Source organism: Bradyrhizobium sp. AUGA SZCCT0158 (genome assembly GCF_018130065.1).
Lineage (GTDB): Bacteria > Pseudomonadota > Alphaproteobacteria > Rhizobiales > Xanthobacteraceae > Bradyrhizobium.
Genome location: NZ_JAFCME010000033.1, coordinates 1 through 14,496, shown reverse-complemented (window position 1 = coordinate 14,496; position 14,496 = coordinate 1). Strand labels below are relative to the sequence as shown.

Annotated in this window: 13 protein-coding genes; 6 read left to right on the top strand and 7 right to left on the bottom strand. The window is 64.0% G+C overall.

All coding sequences use genetic code 11. The annotated features are described in order from the left end of the window. Positions 1-123: 123 nt before the first annotated feature. Positions 124-1,389, top strand: coding sequence for a D-amino acid dehydrogenase (locus tag JQ574_RS30665; RefSeq protein ID WP_212209549.1), 1,266 nt, complete (start codon positions 124-126; stop codon positions 1,387-1,389). A 14-nt stretch (positions 1,390-1,403) separates the two neighbouring features. On the opposite strand, the gene JQ574_RS30660 is transcribed toward JQ574_RS30665, so the two are convergent. Then, positions 1,404-2,267 (bottom strand): alpha/beta fold hydrolase, encoded by an 864-nt coding sequence (locus tag JQ574_RS30660; protein ID WP_212209548.1) that lies wholly within the window; start codon positions 2,265-2,267, stop codon positions 1,404-1,406. Further along, positions 2,264-2,680, bottom strand: coding sequence for a hypothetical protein (locus JQ574_RS30655; RefSeq protein WP_212209547.1), 417 nt, complete (start codon positions 2,678-2,680; stop codon positions 2,264-2,266). Before JQ574_RS30655 ends, JQ574_RS30660 begins: the two co-directional genes overlap by 4 nt. A 344-nt stretch (positions 2,681-3,024) precedes the next feature. Here JQ574_RS30655 and JQ574_RS30650 point away from each other — a divergent pair, with 344 nt between their 5' ends. The 3 genes from JQ574_RS30650 (at position 3,025) to JQ574_RS30640 (ending at position 6,171) form a co-directional block, all read left to right on the top strand. Further along, positions 3,025-3,990, top strand: coding sequence for a tripartite tricarboxylate transporter substrate binding protein (locus tag JQ574_RS30650; protein ID WP_212209546.1), 966 nt, complete (start codon positions 3,025-3,027; stop codon positions 3,988-3,990). Between the two features lie 179 nt (positions 3,991-4,169). Then, a complete protein-coding gene (locus JQ574_RS30645) occupies positions 4,170-4,655 on the top strand; it encodes a tripartite tricarboxylate transporter TctB family protein (protein WP_212209545.1) in 486 nt (161 codons plus the stop codon). Between the two features lie 7 nt (positions 4,656-4,662). Beyond that, positions 4,663-6,171 (top strand): tripartite tricarboxylate transporter permease, encoded by a 1,509-nt coding sequence (locus JQ574_RS30640; protein WP_212209544.1) that lies wholly within the window; start codon positions 4,663-4,665, stop codon positions 6,169-6,171. A gap of 13 nt (positions 6,172-6,184) precedes the next feature. Here JQ574_RS30640 and JQ574_RS30635 read toward each other — a convergent pair whose 3' ends face one another. Next, positions 6,185-7,021 carry an IclR family transcriptional regulator gene (locus JQ574_RS30635; protein WP_212209543.1) on the bottom strand — a complete coding sequence of 279 codons (837 nt, stop codon included), beginning with the start codon at positions 7,019-7,021 and terminating at the stop codon, positions 6,185-6,187. A gap of 166 nt (positions 7,022-7,187) precedes the next feature. Then, on the bottom strand, positions 7,188-8,573 hold the full coding sequence (locus JQ574_RS30630; RefSeq protein WP_212209542.1) for a M20 family metallopeptidase: 1,386 nt from the start codon (positions 8,571-8,573) through the stop codon (positions 7,188-7,190). A gap of 183 nt (positions 8,574-8,756) precedes the next feature. Here JQ574_RS30630 and JQ574_RS30625 point away from each other — a divergent pair, with 183 nt between their 5' ends. Next, a complete protein-coding gene (locus tag JQ574_RS30625; protein ID WP_212209541.1) occupies positions 8,757-10,145 on the top strand; it encodes an LLM class flavin-dependent oxidoreductase in 1,389 nt (462 codons plus the stop codon). A 184-nt stretch (positions 10,146-10,329) separates the two neighbouring features. Here JQ574_RS30625 and JQ574_RS30620 read toward each other — a convergent pair whose 3' ends face one another. The 3 genes from JQ574_RS30620 to JQ574_RS30610 all read right to left on the bottom strand — a co-directional run bounded on the left by JQ574_RS30620 (position 10,330) and on the right by JQ574_RS30610 (position 13,866). Continuing rightward, positions 10,330-11,994, bottom strand: coding sequence for a thiamine pyrophosphate-binding protein (locus tag JQ574_RS30620; protein ID WP_212209540.1), 1,665 nt, complete (start codon positions 11,992-11,994; stop codon positions 10,330-10,332). A gap of 124 nt (positions 11,995-12,118) precedes the next feature. Continuing rightward, complete coding sequence (locus JQ574_RS30615) at positions 12,119-12,634, bottom strand: GFA family protein (protein ID WP_212384140.1); 516 nt, start codon at positions 12,632-12,634, stop codon at positions 12,119-12,121. Between the two features lie 104 nt (positions 12,635-12,738). After that, complete coding sequence (locus JQ574_RS30610; protein WP_212209538.1) at positions 12,739-13,866, bottom strand: alkene reductase; 1,128 nt, start codon at positions 13,864-13,866, stop codon at positions 12,739-12,741. Between the two features lie 138 nt (positions 13,867-14,004). Here JQ574_RS30610 and JQ574_RS30605 point away from each other — a divergent pair, with 138 nt between their 5' ends. Further along, on the top strand, positions 14,005-14,382 hold the full coding sequence (locus tag JQ574_RS30605) for a winged helix-turn-helix domain-containing protein (RefSeq protein ID WP_212209537.1): 378 nt from the start codon (positions 14,005-14,007) through the stop codon (positions 14,380-14,382). Positions 14,383-14,496 lie beyond the last annotated feature (114 nt).

The following is a 14,496-nucleotide window of genomic DNA, read 5'->3' as shown; positions in this document are numbered from 1 at the left end:
TATGCGACCTTCGCATCAGTGGCGGCGAGTGAACGCCCTAGTCTGGCGGTGCCCACACCATCCAGTTCGTCCCCGGTCAAGTTACGTTTCGATCGGGCGGCCGTTTCAAAAAGAGACATCGAAATGAAAATTTGCGTACTCGGCGCCGGCGTCATCGGCCTCACCACAGCATGGCGCCTCGCCGAAGCCGGACATGATGTCACCGTCGTCGACCGCAACGTTTCCACCGGAGCAGACGCCAGCGCTGCGAATGGCGGCCAGCTCAGCTACGCCTTCGTGGCGCCGCTGGCCTCGCCGGCGCTGCTGATGAAGCTTCCATCGCTATTGATGTCGAAGGGCTCGCCCATTCGCATTCGGCCCGGATTGGACCCTGCTTTGGTGGCGTGGGGCGCGCGTTTCCTGCTGGCCTGCCGCTCGAACGCCGTGCAAGAGACCATTGGCGCCCAACTTGCGCTCGCCGCCTTGAGCCGGAGCGAGTTGGCGCAGCTGTCCGAGGCCCTTGGGCTCGCGTTCGGATTGAGGACCGCGGGCAAGCTCGTCGTATTCCGGACAGGCAAGGAATTCGACACGGCGCGAGGCGCAATTGCCAGGATGGGCACCGGTGATGATCAGCAACAGGTTCTGACACCTGCCGAGTGCCTGGCGCTGGAGCCTGGGCTCAAACTCGACGTGCGCGAGCTCGCGGGCGGGGTCTACACGGCCTCCGAGCAGGTCGGCGATTGTGCGGCATTCTGCGCCGCACTCACGGCCCGCATGAAGCAGCGCAGCAACATCGAATGGCTGCTGGGCGCGCCGGTGGTTGGGCCGGTCAGGTCCGGCGGCCGCCTCTGCGCGGTCGAGACCACGAAAGGGCGTGTGCAGGCGGACCGCTTTGTGCTGTGCATGGGCGCGGCATCGCGTGCCTTTGCGCGCGCTTGCGGATTCTATCTGCCGATCTATCCGGTCAAAGGATACAGCATCACCCTGACACCCCCTGACGATACCCACGCGCTTCGCCACAGCGTCACCGATATGGAACGCAAGCTGGTGTTCGCGCCGCTCTCGTCCGGCGAACGGACGACGATACGGGTCGCGGGCATCGCCGACATCGAGAGTGATGATGCCAGGATCGATGTCGGGCGCATCGACACGCTGCGCCGCGCTTCAGCCGAGTTGCTCGGTATCGACGCCGGCGGCGACGTCCAGCCCTGGTGCGGGCTGCGCCCGATGACGCCCGACAGCCGGCCGATCATCGGCTGGTCGCCGCTTGATGGCCTGTTCATCAATTCAGGCCACGGCATGCTCGGTTGGACGCTTGCCTGCGGCAGCGCGCGGCTGACGGCGGATTTGATTGATCGCAAGCGGCCGGCGATCGAAGGCGGACCCTTCGCCTTGCACCGCGCGGCTTGAAGCGGCAACGGCTGCTAGGCGGTGACTTTAGCCGACGCGACGATCTGGGCCAGCACCGGCGCAATGTAGCGACGAAACTGTTCGGGATTCTCGCTCATTGGAAAATGGCCGAGCTGCTCCATGATGGTGACATGGGCGCCCCTGATCGCCGCCGCCGTGCGCTTGGTGTCTTCCGGCGTGCAGGAGAAGTCATATTCGCCGGTGAGCAGAAACAGCGGGCAGACATCGGTGTCGATGTTCTCGACCCGGCCGCGCAGATCGCCGTCGACCCGATAGAAATAAAGATCGCCCTTGAAGACGCCGGGTCCGCCCTGCTTGTACCCCCACAGCGTCTCGGTCCGCGCCGCTTGCGGGCCCTGCGGCGCAATCAGACCCGACACCAGCGCCGCGCAGACTTCGCCGCCATGGACGTCGGGGCGGTTGAGCCATGTGGTATCGTACCACGGCGCCTGGAAATCAGCCGCTTCCAGGCCAATCAACGCCCGGAATTCGGCGGCGTGATCGATCGCCAGATTGAGCACGATGCGGCCGCCGATCGAGCAGCCCATCACCACCGGCTTGTCGAGCTTCAGCGCCTTGCAGAAGGCGCGGATGGTTTCGGTGTAGCGCGCCGTGGTGAGCTGATATTCGTCGCCGTTCCAGCTGGCCGGCGGATTGGATTTGCCGTGCCAGGGCATGTCGAACGCGATGATCCGAAAATGCTTCGCGAACTCCGCGTCGGCCAGCAGATGCCGCCATTGCCGCGCATCGGAACCCGCGGTGTGCAGGCACACCAGCGGAATGCCGGTGCCGTTTTCCTCGAAATAGATGCGATGCATTTCGGCGCCGATGTCGACATGGACATAGCGGCCGATCATCGGCTCGACATAGCCGCTCATGATGCCGCTACCGCGAAATGCTGCCGCGGTAACGCCAGCACATCCTTGAAATATTGCAGATGCGTCATGAAGGGATGCAGATCGCCCTCGATAGCGGCCTCGCCGCGCTTGGTCAGGGCGAGCAGATCATGCCAGCCCGGCCGCGGCGCGGGCTGCCAGTACGCCGCCCAGGCGGCCGGTGAAGCGCGATAGGCAAACCGCCAGGAGCGCATCAGCACCGGCGCCGATGTCAAATCGACGATACGGCCGGCACGGATCGAGGCGTGAAGAGGATGGCCGGTCGGTCCGAGCAGACACTCGCAGTCGAGAAACCGGCCGCGAACGATCAGCTCCGGCGCCTGTTCGAGCAGCGCGGGGATTGTCGCGAATGCTTTGAGGACCGCATTGTCGGTCGCGTTCGAAGCTGAACTCATGCGCTCCAGGGGGTTTTCGGCAATAACGGCATCGGGAGAACGGAACCCTGCCGTCATATCGTGATATGATGGCCCGAACGTTCCATGGTCGCAAGGTTGGCGGCACGGCGTTGACGCCGTGCAACCATGCTTGCCGCACACGTGCGACCCGGTAAATTCCGTATCTCGGGATGCCGCGGCAGACCAATTGTCGCAGATGTCAATTCCAGCCAATTGCTGAGCCGATTGGATAGGTTAGCGCGGTCAATGCGCTTTTCTTCGCCTGCGTTTTCAGAGAAGATTGAAGGCATCAAAGAGCAACAAAGCGGCCTCGCTTCCAACGGGGCCGCAAGGGAGAGTTTGAGATGTCGAGACCAAGCCGTTTGATGTTCGCTGTCGCCGCCGTCGGCATGCTGATTTCCGCCGCCGCCGGCGCGCAGGAATATCCCACCAAGCCGATCACCCTGATCGTGCCGTGGCCCGCGGGCGGATCGACCGACCTTACGATGCGCGCAATCGCCGAAAGCGCCTCCAAGATTCTCGGCCAGCCGATCGCGATCGACAACAAGGCGGGCGGCGGCGGCACCGTCGGTCCGGCCACCATGGCGGCCGGAGCCAAGCCCGATGGCTACACCATCGCGCAGCTACCGATCACCGTGTTCCGCCTGCCGCTGATGCAGGAAGTATCCTGGGATCCGTCCAAGGATTTCTCCTACATCATCCACCTCACCGGTTATACCTTCGGTGTCACCACCAATGCCGAGTCGCAGTTCAAGACCTGGAAGGACGTCGTCGACTTCGCCAAACAGAATCCCGGCAAGGTGACCTACGCGACCCCGGGCGCCGGAACCTCGCTGCATATCGGCATGGAACAAATCGCGACGCTCGCCGGCATCAAGCTGACGCAGGTGCCGTTCAAGGGCGGCGCGGAGACCAACGCCGCCGTGCTCGGACAGCACACCATGCTGCAGGCGGATTCGACCGGATGGCGTCCGCTGGTCGACGCCGGCAAGTTGCGGCTGCTGATGGTGTGGACCTCGGCGCGCTCGCCGAATTTTCCCAACGTGCCGACGCTGAAGGAACTCGGCTATCCCATGGTCTATGACTCGCCGTTCGGCATCGCCGGACCGAAGGGCATGGACCCGAAGATCGTCGCCAAGCTGCACGACGCCTTCAAGAAGGCCCTCGAGGACCCGGCCGTGATCGCAACGCTCGCGAAATACGACATGGTGCCGAATTACAAGAATACCGAGGACTACAAGAAGTTCGTCGTCGAGGTCACCAATTCCGAACGCAAGGTGATCGACTCACTCGGGCTGGCGAAGAAGTAGCATAGACCATCCTCGTGTCCGGACGCGGTGCGGCGCAAAGCGCTGCTCCGCAGAGCCGGGACCCACAACACAGCAAGACCGACCCCGGCTCTGCAGCGCCGTCGCCATAGCGTGTGGAAGACACACGTAAACGCGCTTATGGTGCTGCGCAGTCCGGGGAACGGCTGAGAGAACAATCCATGAGCAATAACAGCAACGTCAAATTCCGCTTCAACAATTCCGAATTGTGGGGTGGATTGATCGGGCTCGGGCTCGGCCTTTTCGTCATCCGGTCCGGGCTCAATCTGAAACTGGGCACCATCAACGATCCCGGCTCCGGCTACGTGCTGTTCTACACCGGCATCCTGATGTGCCTGTTCGCGGCATCGATCATCATTGCGTCGCTCACCGAGGGCGGACCGACTTTCGGTTCGCGCTGGGAGAATGCGCGCTGGACCAAACCGCTGATCGTCATCGCCTCCCTCACCGCGTTCGCCTTCTCGCTCGATACGTTCGGCTTTCTGCTGTCGTCGATCCCGTTGATGGTGCTGCTGTTGCGGCTGATAGATCCGGTGCGCTGGTCGCTGGCGATCCCGATCGCCGTCATCGCCCCCCTCGGCATGTGGTGGATTCTGAAACGTTTGCTTTTGATCCAGCTGCCTTCGGGCATCTTCGAAATCGGTTGACCGCGACATGGACACGATCATCAACGTCGCGCACGGTTTCGGCATCGCTCTGTTGCCGGTCAACCTGGTCTATTGCTTCATCGGCGTCTTCATCGGCACGCTGGTCGGCGTGCTCCCCGGCATCGGGCCGATCTCGGCCATGTCGCTGTTGCTGCCGGTCACGCTGTCGGGAACGCCGGAATCCGGCATCATCATGATGGCCGGCATCTATTACGGGTCGATGTATGGCGGCTCGACCACGTCGATCCTGGTCAACATCCCCGGGGAAGCGGCTTCCGTCGTCACCTGCATCGACGGCCACCAGATGGCGAAACAAGGCCGCGCCGGGCCGGCGCTCGGCATCTCGGCGTTCGGCTCCTTTATCGCCGGCACCTTCGCGCTGATCGCCTTGATGCTGGTGGCGCCGTCCCTGGCCAGTGTCGCGATCGCGTTCGGACCGGCTGACTATTTCAGCCTGATGGCGCTGGGCCTCGTGGTGCTGACCTTCCTCACGCAGGGGTCGATGGCGAAGGCGCTGCTGATGGCCTGCATCGGCATCGTGCTTGGTCTGATCGGGCTGGACAGCATCACGGCGCAGCCCCGCCTGACCTTCGGCCGGATTGAATTGATCGATGGCATCGGCCTCGTCCCCGTGGTGATGGGCCTGTTCGGCGTCGCCGAGGTGCTGCTCAACACCGAGCACATCATCAAGCGCGACATCATCAACGCCAAGATCACGCAGCTGTTTCCCAGCAAGGAAGACTGGAAGGCCAGCACCGGGCCGGTCGCACGCGGAACCGTTCTCGGATTCTTCCTCGGCATCCTGCCGGGCGGCGGCGCTGTGATCTCGTCATTCGCGTCCTACGCGCTGGAGAAGCGGCTGTCGAAAACGCCGGAGCGTTTTGGCAATGGCGCGATCGAAGGCGTGGCGGGACCTGAAGCCGCCAACAACGCCGCGGCTGGCGGCGCCTTCATTCCGCTGATGACGCTGGGCATCCCGCCAAACGTGGTGATGGCGCTATTGCTAGGGGCGTTCGTGATCCACGGCCTGCAGCCCGGCCCGCTGCTGATCACCCAGAACCCGGGTCTGTTCTGGGGCATCGTCGCCAGCATGTATATCGGCAATTTGATGCTGCTGGTGCTCAATCTGCCGCTGATCGGGATGTGGGTTCAGCTGCTGAAGCTGCCGTACAACATCCTGTTCCCGCTGATCATTCTGTTCACGATTATCGGCGTCTATTGCTCCAGCAACAACGTGTTCGACGTCTACGTCATGATCGCGTTCGGCGTGATCGGCTATTTCATGCGCAAGCTCGGCTACGAGCCGGCACCGCTGGTGCTGGCCTTCGTGCTCGGACCGATGCTGGAAAACAACCTGCGCAAATCGCTGATCCTTTCCCAGGGCGACCTGATGACCTTCGTGACACGGCCGATCTCGGCTACCTGCCTGGCGCTCGCGGTGGTGCTGCTGGTCGGACCGCTGTTGCCGTCGCTGCGCAAGAAGCGCGAGCTGGTCGCACTGGATGAAGGGGTTTGATCCTTCAACCGCCCTAACCTGCCTTGATCACCTTCAGCGCACCCGGTTTCACCGGCTGCGCCATTGCCCGTGTCAGGATCAGCGCTTCCTTCTTCAGCATCTCCGCAAGCTCGGTTTCGCGCCGCCTGATCCGGTCGCTGGAGGCGCCGACGCTCAGCGCCGCAATCACCTGCCCGGCATCGTCGCGGATCGGGACGCCGACCCCGCCCATGCCGGGAAGGGCAACGTCGATCTGCACGGTATGGCCATGCTTGCGGGCAGCTATGATCCGCTCGCGCAGATATTTCGACGTGATGCGCGGCGATTTCGCCAGCCGCGGCATGATGACTTCGATGATGGCGTCGATCTCGGCGTCCGGCAGCCACACCATCAGCGCAAGGCTGCCGGCGCCGACGCCGAGCGGCCGGCGGCTGCCGATCTGCAGGTAATTGGGCTGCAAAGGATGGCTGCCGACGGAACGCGCCAGATACAGCGCCTCGACGCCGCTGCGCACCGACAACAGCGCGGTATCGGCGGATCGCTCCGAAAGCCGCAGCAGGCTCGGCTGCGCCAGTTCGGCGATGTCGACGGTGCGGCGCGCGCTGACCGCCATCACCCGCGCCTCCTGGCCGAGCTCGTAGGTTTTTGCGCCGGTCACGCGGGTGACGAAGCCCTCCTCGATCAGCGAGCCGAGGATGCGCAGCGCCGTCGCCTTGTTCAGCGAGGTGGCGTCGGCGATCTCGGTGAGCCGCAGCGGCGAGTTCTGCGCCAGCACGCGCAGGATCGCGCAGACCTTTTGGATGGCGTTGAAGTTGGCCGGCTGCCCGGCGACGGACAGCGCTGGCTTCTTCTTAGGTGACGTCGCGTTCATGCCGCCCTTCCCCGCATCGCGCTTCCCCCGATCCTAGAGAGCGCGGCGCGCGGGCGACAGAGCAATATTTCGCCTGACGATACGCAGAGCTAAATTTTTATAGCATGAAACGGCGTTTTCGCGCCGCAGCATCGTTCTTATTCCGTCACACGAACCATTAACGGCATCACGGTTTACGCGGCACCTCGCCGAGATCCCAGAACAGGCCCGCCATGATGGCCAGCGCTTCCTCGGTGACCGGCAGCAGGATGTGTTCATCCGGCGCGTGCTGCGAGCAGCCGGGATAGGAATGCGGAATCCAGATCGTCGGCAGGCCGAGCCCTTCTGCAAAGACGCCGTTGGGCAGCGAACCGCCGATATTCGGCAGGATCGCCGGCGCCTTGCCCGTGGTCTGCCGGATCGAGTTCGCCGCCCAGTTGACCCAGGGGCTGTCCAGATCGGTACGCGACGCGCCAAACCTCTGCTGCCCGCTGACATCAACCATCGCAAAGCCATTGGCGTGCAGATAGGTCCTGACAGCGTCGACCACCTTTTCGTATTCGGTGCCGACCACGAAGCGTAGCTGCAACACGGCGCGAGCCACGCCTGGAATCGCGTTCGCCGGCTCATCGATATTGCCCGATGACATCGCCAGCACTTCCAGCGTGTTCCAGGCATAGACGCGTTCGGCGGCGGAGAGGCCATCCTCGCCCCAGTTCTCGGAGACCTGCGGCTCATCCGCCGTAGGCTCGACCTCCACATCGGCAAGTGCCGTGCGGATCAGGTTCGAGATGCGCGGCGGCTTCATGATGTCGAGCTTCATCCGTCCCCGGTGATCGACCAGCGCGGCGATCGCGTTTGCCAGGATGGTCGCGGGGTTGGCGAGCAGGCCGCCCCAATTGCCGGAGTGATTGCCGCCTTCACGCAGGTTGACGTCGAGATGGATGCGCACGCCGCCGCGGCAGCCGAGGAAGATGGTGGGACGATCCGCCGACAGCCGTGGGCCGTCGGATGCGAGCAACAGGTCGGCCTTGAGTTCCTGCTGCAGCGCCTCGCAGACCTCAGCCAGGTCCGGCGAGCCGATCTCCTCGCTGGTCTCGATGATGAACTTGGCATTGAAGCCGAGCTTGCCGCCGCGGGCTTCGCGGACGGCGCGCAACGCCGCCATGTTGATACTGTGCTGCCCCTTGTTGTCGGCGGTGCCGCGGCCGTAGACGCGATCGCCCTTGGTCGTGGTTTGCCACGGATTGAGGTTGTCGCGCCATTCACCGACCATGCCACCCACAACGTCGCCATGACCGTAGGAGAGAACCGTCAACAATGACGGATCCTCGCGATAGTCCGCCAGCAGATACGGGCCCTTGCCGAGCGGCGACTCGATCAGCCGGGTCGAGAACCCGAGCTCTTCAAAGGCAGGCTGCAGTCCTTCCACCAGATAGGCGCGCAAGGGATCGCCCGGCAGCGGCTCCTGGCTCTGCGTAGGGAAACCGACCCGGCGGTTGAGCTCGGCGAGGAATTCGCCCGAATGAAACTGCTGACGGACATTTTCAATCGCATCGGCTCTCGTCGTCATGCTGTTTCCTTTTGCGTTCGCGAACGTATCACTGGTTAGTGTAGTTATACAACTCATCTACTGGAAGTAGTATCAGTCGGGGCGAATAAGGCCTTGCTAAGCCTCATGCAATGCAACAATTTCCGCCAACAGCCCGGCATCCGACCGGGCGGCGTATCCGGGAATAGCCAAGGTTCCACCACCATGAAAAAACAGATCCGGCTCAACGCCTTTGCCATGAACTGCGTGGCGCATCAATCGCCCGGGCTGTGGACCCATCCGCGCGACCGTACCCTTGACTATAACCGACTGCCCTATTGGCTGGATCTCGCCAGGACGCTGGAACGCGGGCGTTTCGACGGCTTGTTTCTCGCCGACGTGCTCGGCGTCTATGACGTGTTCGGCTCCAGCCCCGACGCGGCGCTGCGCAACGGCGCGCAGACCCCCTCGAATGAACCGCTGATGCTGATTCCCGCGATGGCGGCGGTGACGAAGCATCTCGGCTTCGGCGTCACCAGCAATCTGTCGTTCGAGCCGCCCTATCCGTTCGCGCGGCGGATGTCGACGCTCGATCACCTTACCGAGGGACGGGTCGGCTGGAACGTGGTGACCGGCTATCTCGACAGCGCCGCGCGCGGCGCCGGCAAGGACAAGCAGACCGCGCACGACGACCGCTACGAGATCGCCGATGAATATATGGAGCTGGTCTATAAGCTCTGGGAAGGCAGCTGGGAGGACGCCGCCGTGCTGCGCGATCGCGCGCGCGGCGTCTTCGCGGACCCGGCGAAGGTGCACCCCATCGCGCATGAGGGCAGTCATTACCGGCTCAATGCGATTCATCTGAGCGAGCCGTCGCCGCAGCGCACGCCGGTGCTGTACCAAGCCGGCACCTCGCCGCGCGGCCGGCAGTTCGCCGCCCGGCACGCCGAATGCGTGTTCATGTCGGGCCCGTCGGCCAAGATCATCGGTCCGCGCGTCGCGGCGATCCGTGACCTGGCACGCGAGATCGGGCGCAACCCGGCCGAGATCCTGATGTTCAGCATGATGACGATCATCCTCGGGCGCACCGAGGCGGAGGCGAAGGCGAAATACGCCGAGTATCGCGAGCACATCAATCCCGAGGGTGCGCTGGCGCTGATGTCGGGCTGGACCGGCGTCGATTTCTCCGGCTACGACCTCGACCAGCAGGTCCGCCACGTCCAGAACGACGCCGGCCGCACCGCGCTCGACAACGTCACCCGCGCCGATCCGGATCGGGTCTGGACCGTGCGCGAAGTCATCGAACATGTCGGCATCGGCGGCGCCGGCCCCGTCGTGGTCGGCACGCCCGAGAAGGTCGCCGACGATATCGAGGCCTGGTTCGAGCAGACCGACGTCGACGGCCTCAACGTCGCCTTCGCGACCTCGCCCGGCGATTTCGAGGACATCGCCGACATGCTGGTGCCCGAACTGACCCGTCGCGGGCGATACAAGAGCGCCTATGCCGAGGGCACGTTGCGCGAGAAGCTGTTCGGCGAGGGCCGCGCGCGGCTGACGGCGCAGCATCCGGCGAGCCAGTATCGGCCGGGTGTGCGGGTGAAGGCGGCGGAATGACAACGCTGCTACTTCCGTCATCCCCGCGCAACGGCTTCGCCGTTGTCGCTGGAGGTGCGAACCTGCGGTGCACTTGCACCGCTGGGCGAGCCTCGAGGGATGCATCGGCCACAGCCGGGCCGTCGTGCTTCGAGGCGCACAAGAGCGCGCACCTCAGCATGACGGGGATAGTTTGCATTACCTCTCAATTCACCGAATTGCTCACCACCACCTCGATCAGCTTGGTGCCGGGCCGACCAATAGCTGACGACAGCACCGACTTCAGTTGCCCCGGATCGGTGACACGCATAGCTTCCAGCCCGAGTGATTTGGCGACGCCGGTGAAATCCACCGGCGGATCGACGAAGTCCATGCCGACATAATGATCGTCGCCGTGGAAGGCGAGCAGGCGCTGCTTGATGATGCGATAGCCGCCATTGTTGACGATCACGAAGGTCAGCGGCAGCTTGTGGTTCGCCGCGGTCCACAGCGACTGGATCGAATACATCGAGCTGCCGTCGCCGGAATAGCACACCACCGGGCGCTCGGGATTGGCAAGGCTGACGCCGACGGAAGCCGGCAGGCCCCAGCCGATGCCGCCCGAGGCCAGCGCGTGATAGCCGTAGCGGTCGCGGTGCGGCCGCAATGCCAGGATCTGCCGCGACGACGTCAATCCTTCATCGACCAGGATCGCATTGTCGGGCATCGCCTCGACCACTTGCAGCGCCAGCCAGTCCGGATCGATCGGCGATTTGGTGCTGGCCTTCGATATCTGCTCGATCAGCGGTTTGCGCTTTGCGGTCCAGTTCTTTGAGGCCAGCGCGGCCACGCCCTGCTTGGCGCGCGTTTCGAGCGCGCCGCCGCCGGCCGCCTTCAGCGCCGGCACCAGCGCGCGCAGGGTTTCCTTCACGTCGGCCTTGAGCGCGATCTCGGCGCCGTAATTCTTGGCGAGATCCCAGTCGACCAGACCGATCTGCACGATGCCGAGCCCGTCGGGCAGCGGATCGACTTCGCTGTAGACCGACATCCGCAACGGATCGGCGCCGAGCACGATCATCAGATCGTAAGGCGACAGCACTTCGCGAACCTGCTTCTGCAGGCGCGACAGCGCGCCCATGAAGCACGGACTTTCCGACAGGAAGTGTGCGCCGTAGGGCGTCGAACACTGATAGGCCGGCGCGCCGATCGCTTCCGCGAACTGCGCGGCTTCCTTCAACGCGTCGCTCTTGACGATCTCGTCGCCGGTAATGATCACCGGCCGCTCCGCTTTGAGGATGCGCGCGACCAACGCCCCGAGCGCTTCGTCCGATGGTTTGACGCGGGTATCGACGCGGGTGGAGCGGCCGAGCTCGATGCCGGCTTCGGCGTTGAGGATGTCGCCCGGCAGCGAGATGAACACCGGCCCGGTCGGCGGCGTGGTTGCGATCTTGGCGGCGCGGCGCACGATCCGCGGCAGATCCTCCAGCCGCGTCACCTCGACGGCCCATTTCACCAGCGGCTCCGCCATCTGCACCAGCGGGCCATACAGCACCGGCTCCATCAGCCCGTGGCCCTGCTCCTGCTGGCCCGCAGTCAGGATCATCGGCGTGCCGGTGAAGGCCGCGTTGAACAGCGAGCCCATCGCATTGCCGAGCCCGGGCGCGACGTGGACGTTGCAGGCGACGAGCTTGCCCGAGGCGCGGCTGTAACCGTCGGCGATCGCGACCACCAGGCTCTCCTGCATCGCCATCACATAGGTGAGGTCAGGATGATCCTTCAGGGCGTGCATGATCGGCAGTTCGGTGGTGCCGGGGTTGCCGAACAGATGCGTGACGCCCTCGTCCTTCAGCAGCGCGAGAAAGGCCGAGCGCCCGGTAATGCGATTTTTCATACTTCCTCCTGCCCGAGGTTCGTTGACCTCTCGGGATCAGGCCATCATGACGATCGGCAATGGTGAGATCAAATGGAGCGCGGTCATGGCTGCCCTGCGTGATCAGGCATGAAGCTGGTTATGGCTAGAACATCCCCTCGCGATCACTGCGCTTCTTCTTTTTCGAGCGCGGCCAGACCACGCCGGGATAACCTTTCAGCGGCACCAGCGGTTCGCCGGTATAAGCCCATTCCTGCAGCTCCTCGATCGCGATGTGGTAGAGCGGCTGGCGGCCGGTGCGGCCGGTGAACAGCGCGCGCGGAATGTTGACCATGTGCGGCGAACGCGGGCGCTCGTAGGCGATCGGCGTGCCGCAGCTGCTGCAGAAGCTGCGCACGGTCTTGGTCGCCTTGTCTTCATAGCGGGTGATGGAGGTCTTGCCCTCGGTGATGCGGAAGCGCTTGCGCCAGCTTCCGACATAGGTCGCGTAGGCCGCGCCGTGGGCGCGGCGGCTCGACGGCGTATGATCGTGCCAGGCCCAGCGCGCCGGCACGTCGATTTCGAAGCAGACTTTGCCGCACAGGCATTGGCCGGCGGCGGGTTTTCCCACCGCCACCGGTTTTGCCTTTTTCTTTTCGGTTTCTTCGAGCTCGGGAAACATGCTCGGTCCTCACGTTTCGTCATTGCGAGCAAAGCGAAGCAATCCATTCTTTCTTTACGTTGTGAGATGGATTGCTTCGCTTCGCTCGCAATGACGGTGGAGTGCTATGCCTGCGCCAACTCGTCGTGCGCGGGGTAGTCCGTGTAGCCGGCGACGTCGCCGCCATAGAAGGTCGCGCGGTTATAGGGCGTCAGCGGGAAGCCGCGTTGCAGGCGGCGCGGCAGGTCCGGATTGGAGATGAAGATCCGTCCGAACGCGATCGCATCGGCATGGCCGGCCGCGATCGCGGCGTCAGCGGTCCCGCCGGTGAAGCCGCCGGCCGTGATCAGCACGCCTTTCCAAATGGGGCGGAACAGCACCATCGCCGAAGGGACGTTCTGATGGTTGACCTCGGCGCGGCCGGCCCCGCTGGAGCGCGGTTCGATGAAATGCAGATAGGCGAGCCCGAGCGGATTGAGCGATTGCACGACATGGCTATAGAGCGGCATCGGGTCCGGCTCGCCGCTGCCATTGGCGATGCCGTACGGCGACAGCCGCAGGCCGACGCGGCTCGCGCCCCAGACCTCGACCACGGCCTCTGTCACTTCCATCAGAAAGCGCGTGCGGTTTTCGATGGAGCCGCCATATTGATCGGTGCGCAGATTGGTGTGCGACTGCAGGAACTGCTCGATCAGATAGCCGTTGGCACCGTGGATCTCGACGCCGTCGAAGCCGGCGGCAAGCGCATTCTTCGCCGCCTGCCGGTAGGCATCGACCACGCCAGGGATTTCGGATGTCTCGAGCGCGCGCGGCGTCTCGTAGGTCACGGCTTTGCCGTCGGCCGTCCCGGTCTTCAGATCGGGCGGGATTGCAACCGCCGAGGGTGCCACCGGCAGCACGCCGCCGGGCTGGAACGAGGAATGCGAAACGCGGCCGACATGCCAGAGCTGCAGGAAGATCACGCCGCCCTTGGCGTGAACGGCATCGACGACCTTTCGCCAACCCGCGATCTGCTGCTCGGTATAAATTCCGGGGACGCCGGGGCTGCCAAAACCCGTCGCCATCACGGGCGAGGCTTCGGCAATCAGCAATCCGCCCGGCGTCGCGCGCTGGGCGTAATATTCCGCGTTCAGCGGCCGCGGCGCGAGGCTGGGCTTTTCCGCCCGCATCCGCGTCAGCGGCGCTAGGGCGAGACGATGTTTGAGCTGGTAGGGACCGATCTGCAGCGGGGAAAACAATGATGGATGATTCATGCCGGTGTGGAACTCCAACTTATCCGTATTCATACGAGTATGTAACCGGTTCCGCTTGCCCGTAAAAGACTGGAGCAGCTTTTGTTTTGAAAGCGAAGCGGTAGCCCGCTCGAACCGATGTAGTGAGCAAGTATTTTCATGCCGAAATCGAGTGCCAAATCGCTTCCTTCGCTCAGCGTTCGCATCGATCTGGATGCAAACGCCCGGATCGGGCCGGGCAAGATCCAGCTGTTGGAGAACATCCAGACCTGCGGCTCGATTTCGGCTGCCGGCCGCGCGATGGAGATGTCGTACAAGCGGGCATGGGATCTGGTCGATGAGATCAACCGCATCTGCCGGCAGGCCGCCGTCGAGCGGCAGACCGGCGGCAAGAACGGCGGCGGCGCGGTGCTGACGTCGTTCGGCATCTCGCTGGTCAAGCGCTACCGCAAGATCGAACGCAACGCCGCGAGCGCGGCGCGCAAGGAGTTGCAGGCGCTGCGCAGCGAGATCGGCCGGAAGAAGCGGGCGGGGTGACGACCGATTTTTAGTAGTCGTCGTCCCGGCGAACGCCCTAGGGCATGCACACATGTCTGAGGCTCCATCCTGCGGCGGCGGCGTGGAAGTATTCGAGGCCGTGCTTCATGGTGA

Excerpts from the sequence above, each read along its gene's own strand:
- JQ574_RS30665 (WP_212209549.1), top strand. The coding sequence starts at position 124 with ATGAAAATTTGCGTACTCGGCGCCGGCGTCATCGGCCTCACCACAGCA.
- JQ574_RS30660 (WP_212209548.1), bottom strand. The coding sequence starts at position 2,267 with ATGAGCGGCTATGTCGAGCCGATGATCGGCCGCTATGTCCATGTCGAC.
- JQ574_RS30655 (WP_212209547.1), bottom strand. The coding sequence starts at position 2,680 with ATGAGTTCAGCTTCGAACGCGACCGACAATGCGGTCCTCAAAGCATTC.
- JQ574_RS30650 (WP_212209546.1), top strand. The coding sequence starts at position 3,025 with ATGTCGAGACCAAGCCGTTTGATGTTCGCTGTCGCCGCCGTCGGCATG.
- JQ574_RS30645 (WP_212209545.1), top strand. The coding sequence starts at position 4,170 with ATGAGCAATAACAGCAACGTCAAATTCCGCTTCAACAATTCCGAATTG.
- JQ574_RS30640 (WP_212209544.1), top strand. The coding sequence starts at position 4,663 with ATGGACACGATCATCAACGTCGCGCACGGTTTCGGCATCGCTCTGTTG.
- JQ574_RS30635 (WP_212209543.1), bottom strand. The coding sequence starts at position 7,021 with ATGAACGCGACGTCACCTAAGAAGAAGCCAGCGCTGTCCGTCGCCGGG.
- JQ574_RS30630 (WP_212209542.1), bottom strand. The coding sequence starts at position 8,573 with ATGACGACGAGAGCCGATGCGATTGAAAATGTCCGTCAGCAGTTTCAT.
- JQ574_RS30625 (WP_212209541.1), top strand. The coding sequence starts at position 8,757 with ATGAAAAAACAGATCCGGCTCAACGCCTTTGCCATGAACTGCGTGGCG.
- JQ574_RS30620 (WP_212209540.1), bottom strand. The coding sequence starts at position 11,994 with ATGAAAAATCGCATTACCGGGCGCTCGGCCTTTCTCGCGCTGCTGAAG.
- JQ574_RS30615 (WP_212384140.1), bottom strand. The coding sequence starts at position 12,634 with ATGTTTCCCGAGCTCGAAGAAACCGAAAAGAAAAAGGCAAAACCGGTG.
- JQ574_RS30610 (WP_212209538.1), bottom strand. The coding sequence starts at position 13,866 with ATGAATCATCCATCATTGTTTTCCCCGCTGCAGATCGGTCCCTACCAG.
- JQ574_RS30605 (WP_212209537.1), top strand. The coding sequence starts at position 14,005 with ATGCCGAAATCGAGTGCCAAATCGCTTCCTTCGCTCAGCGTTCGCATC.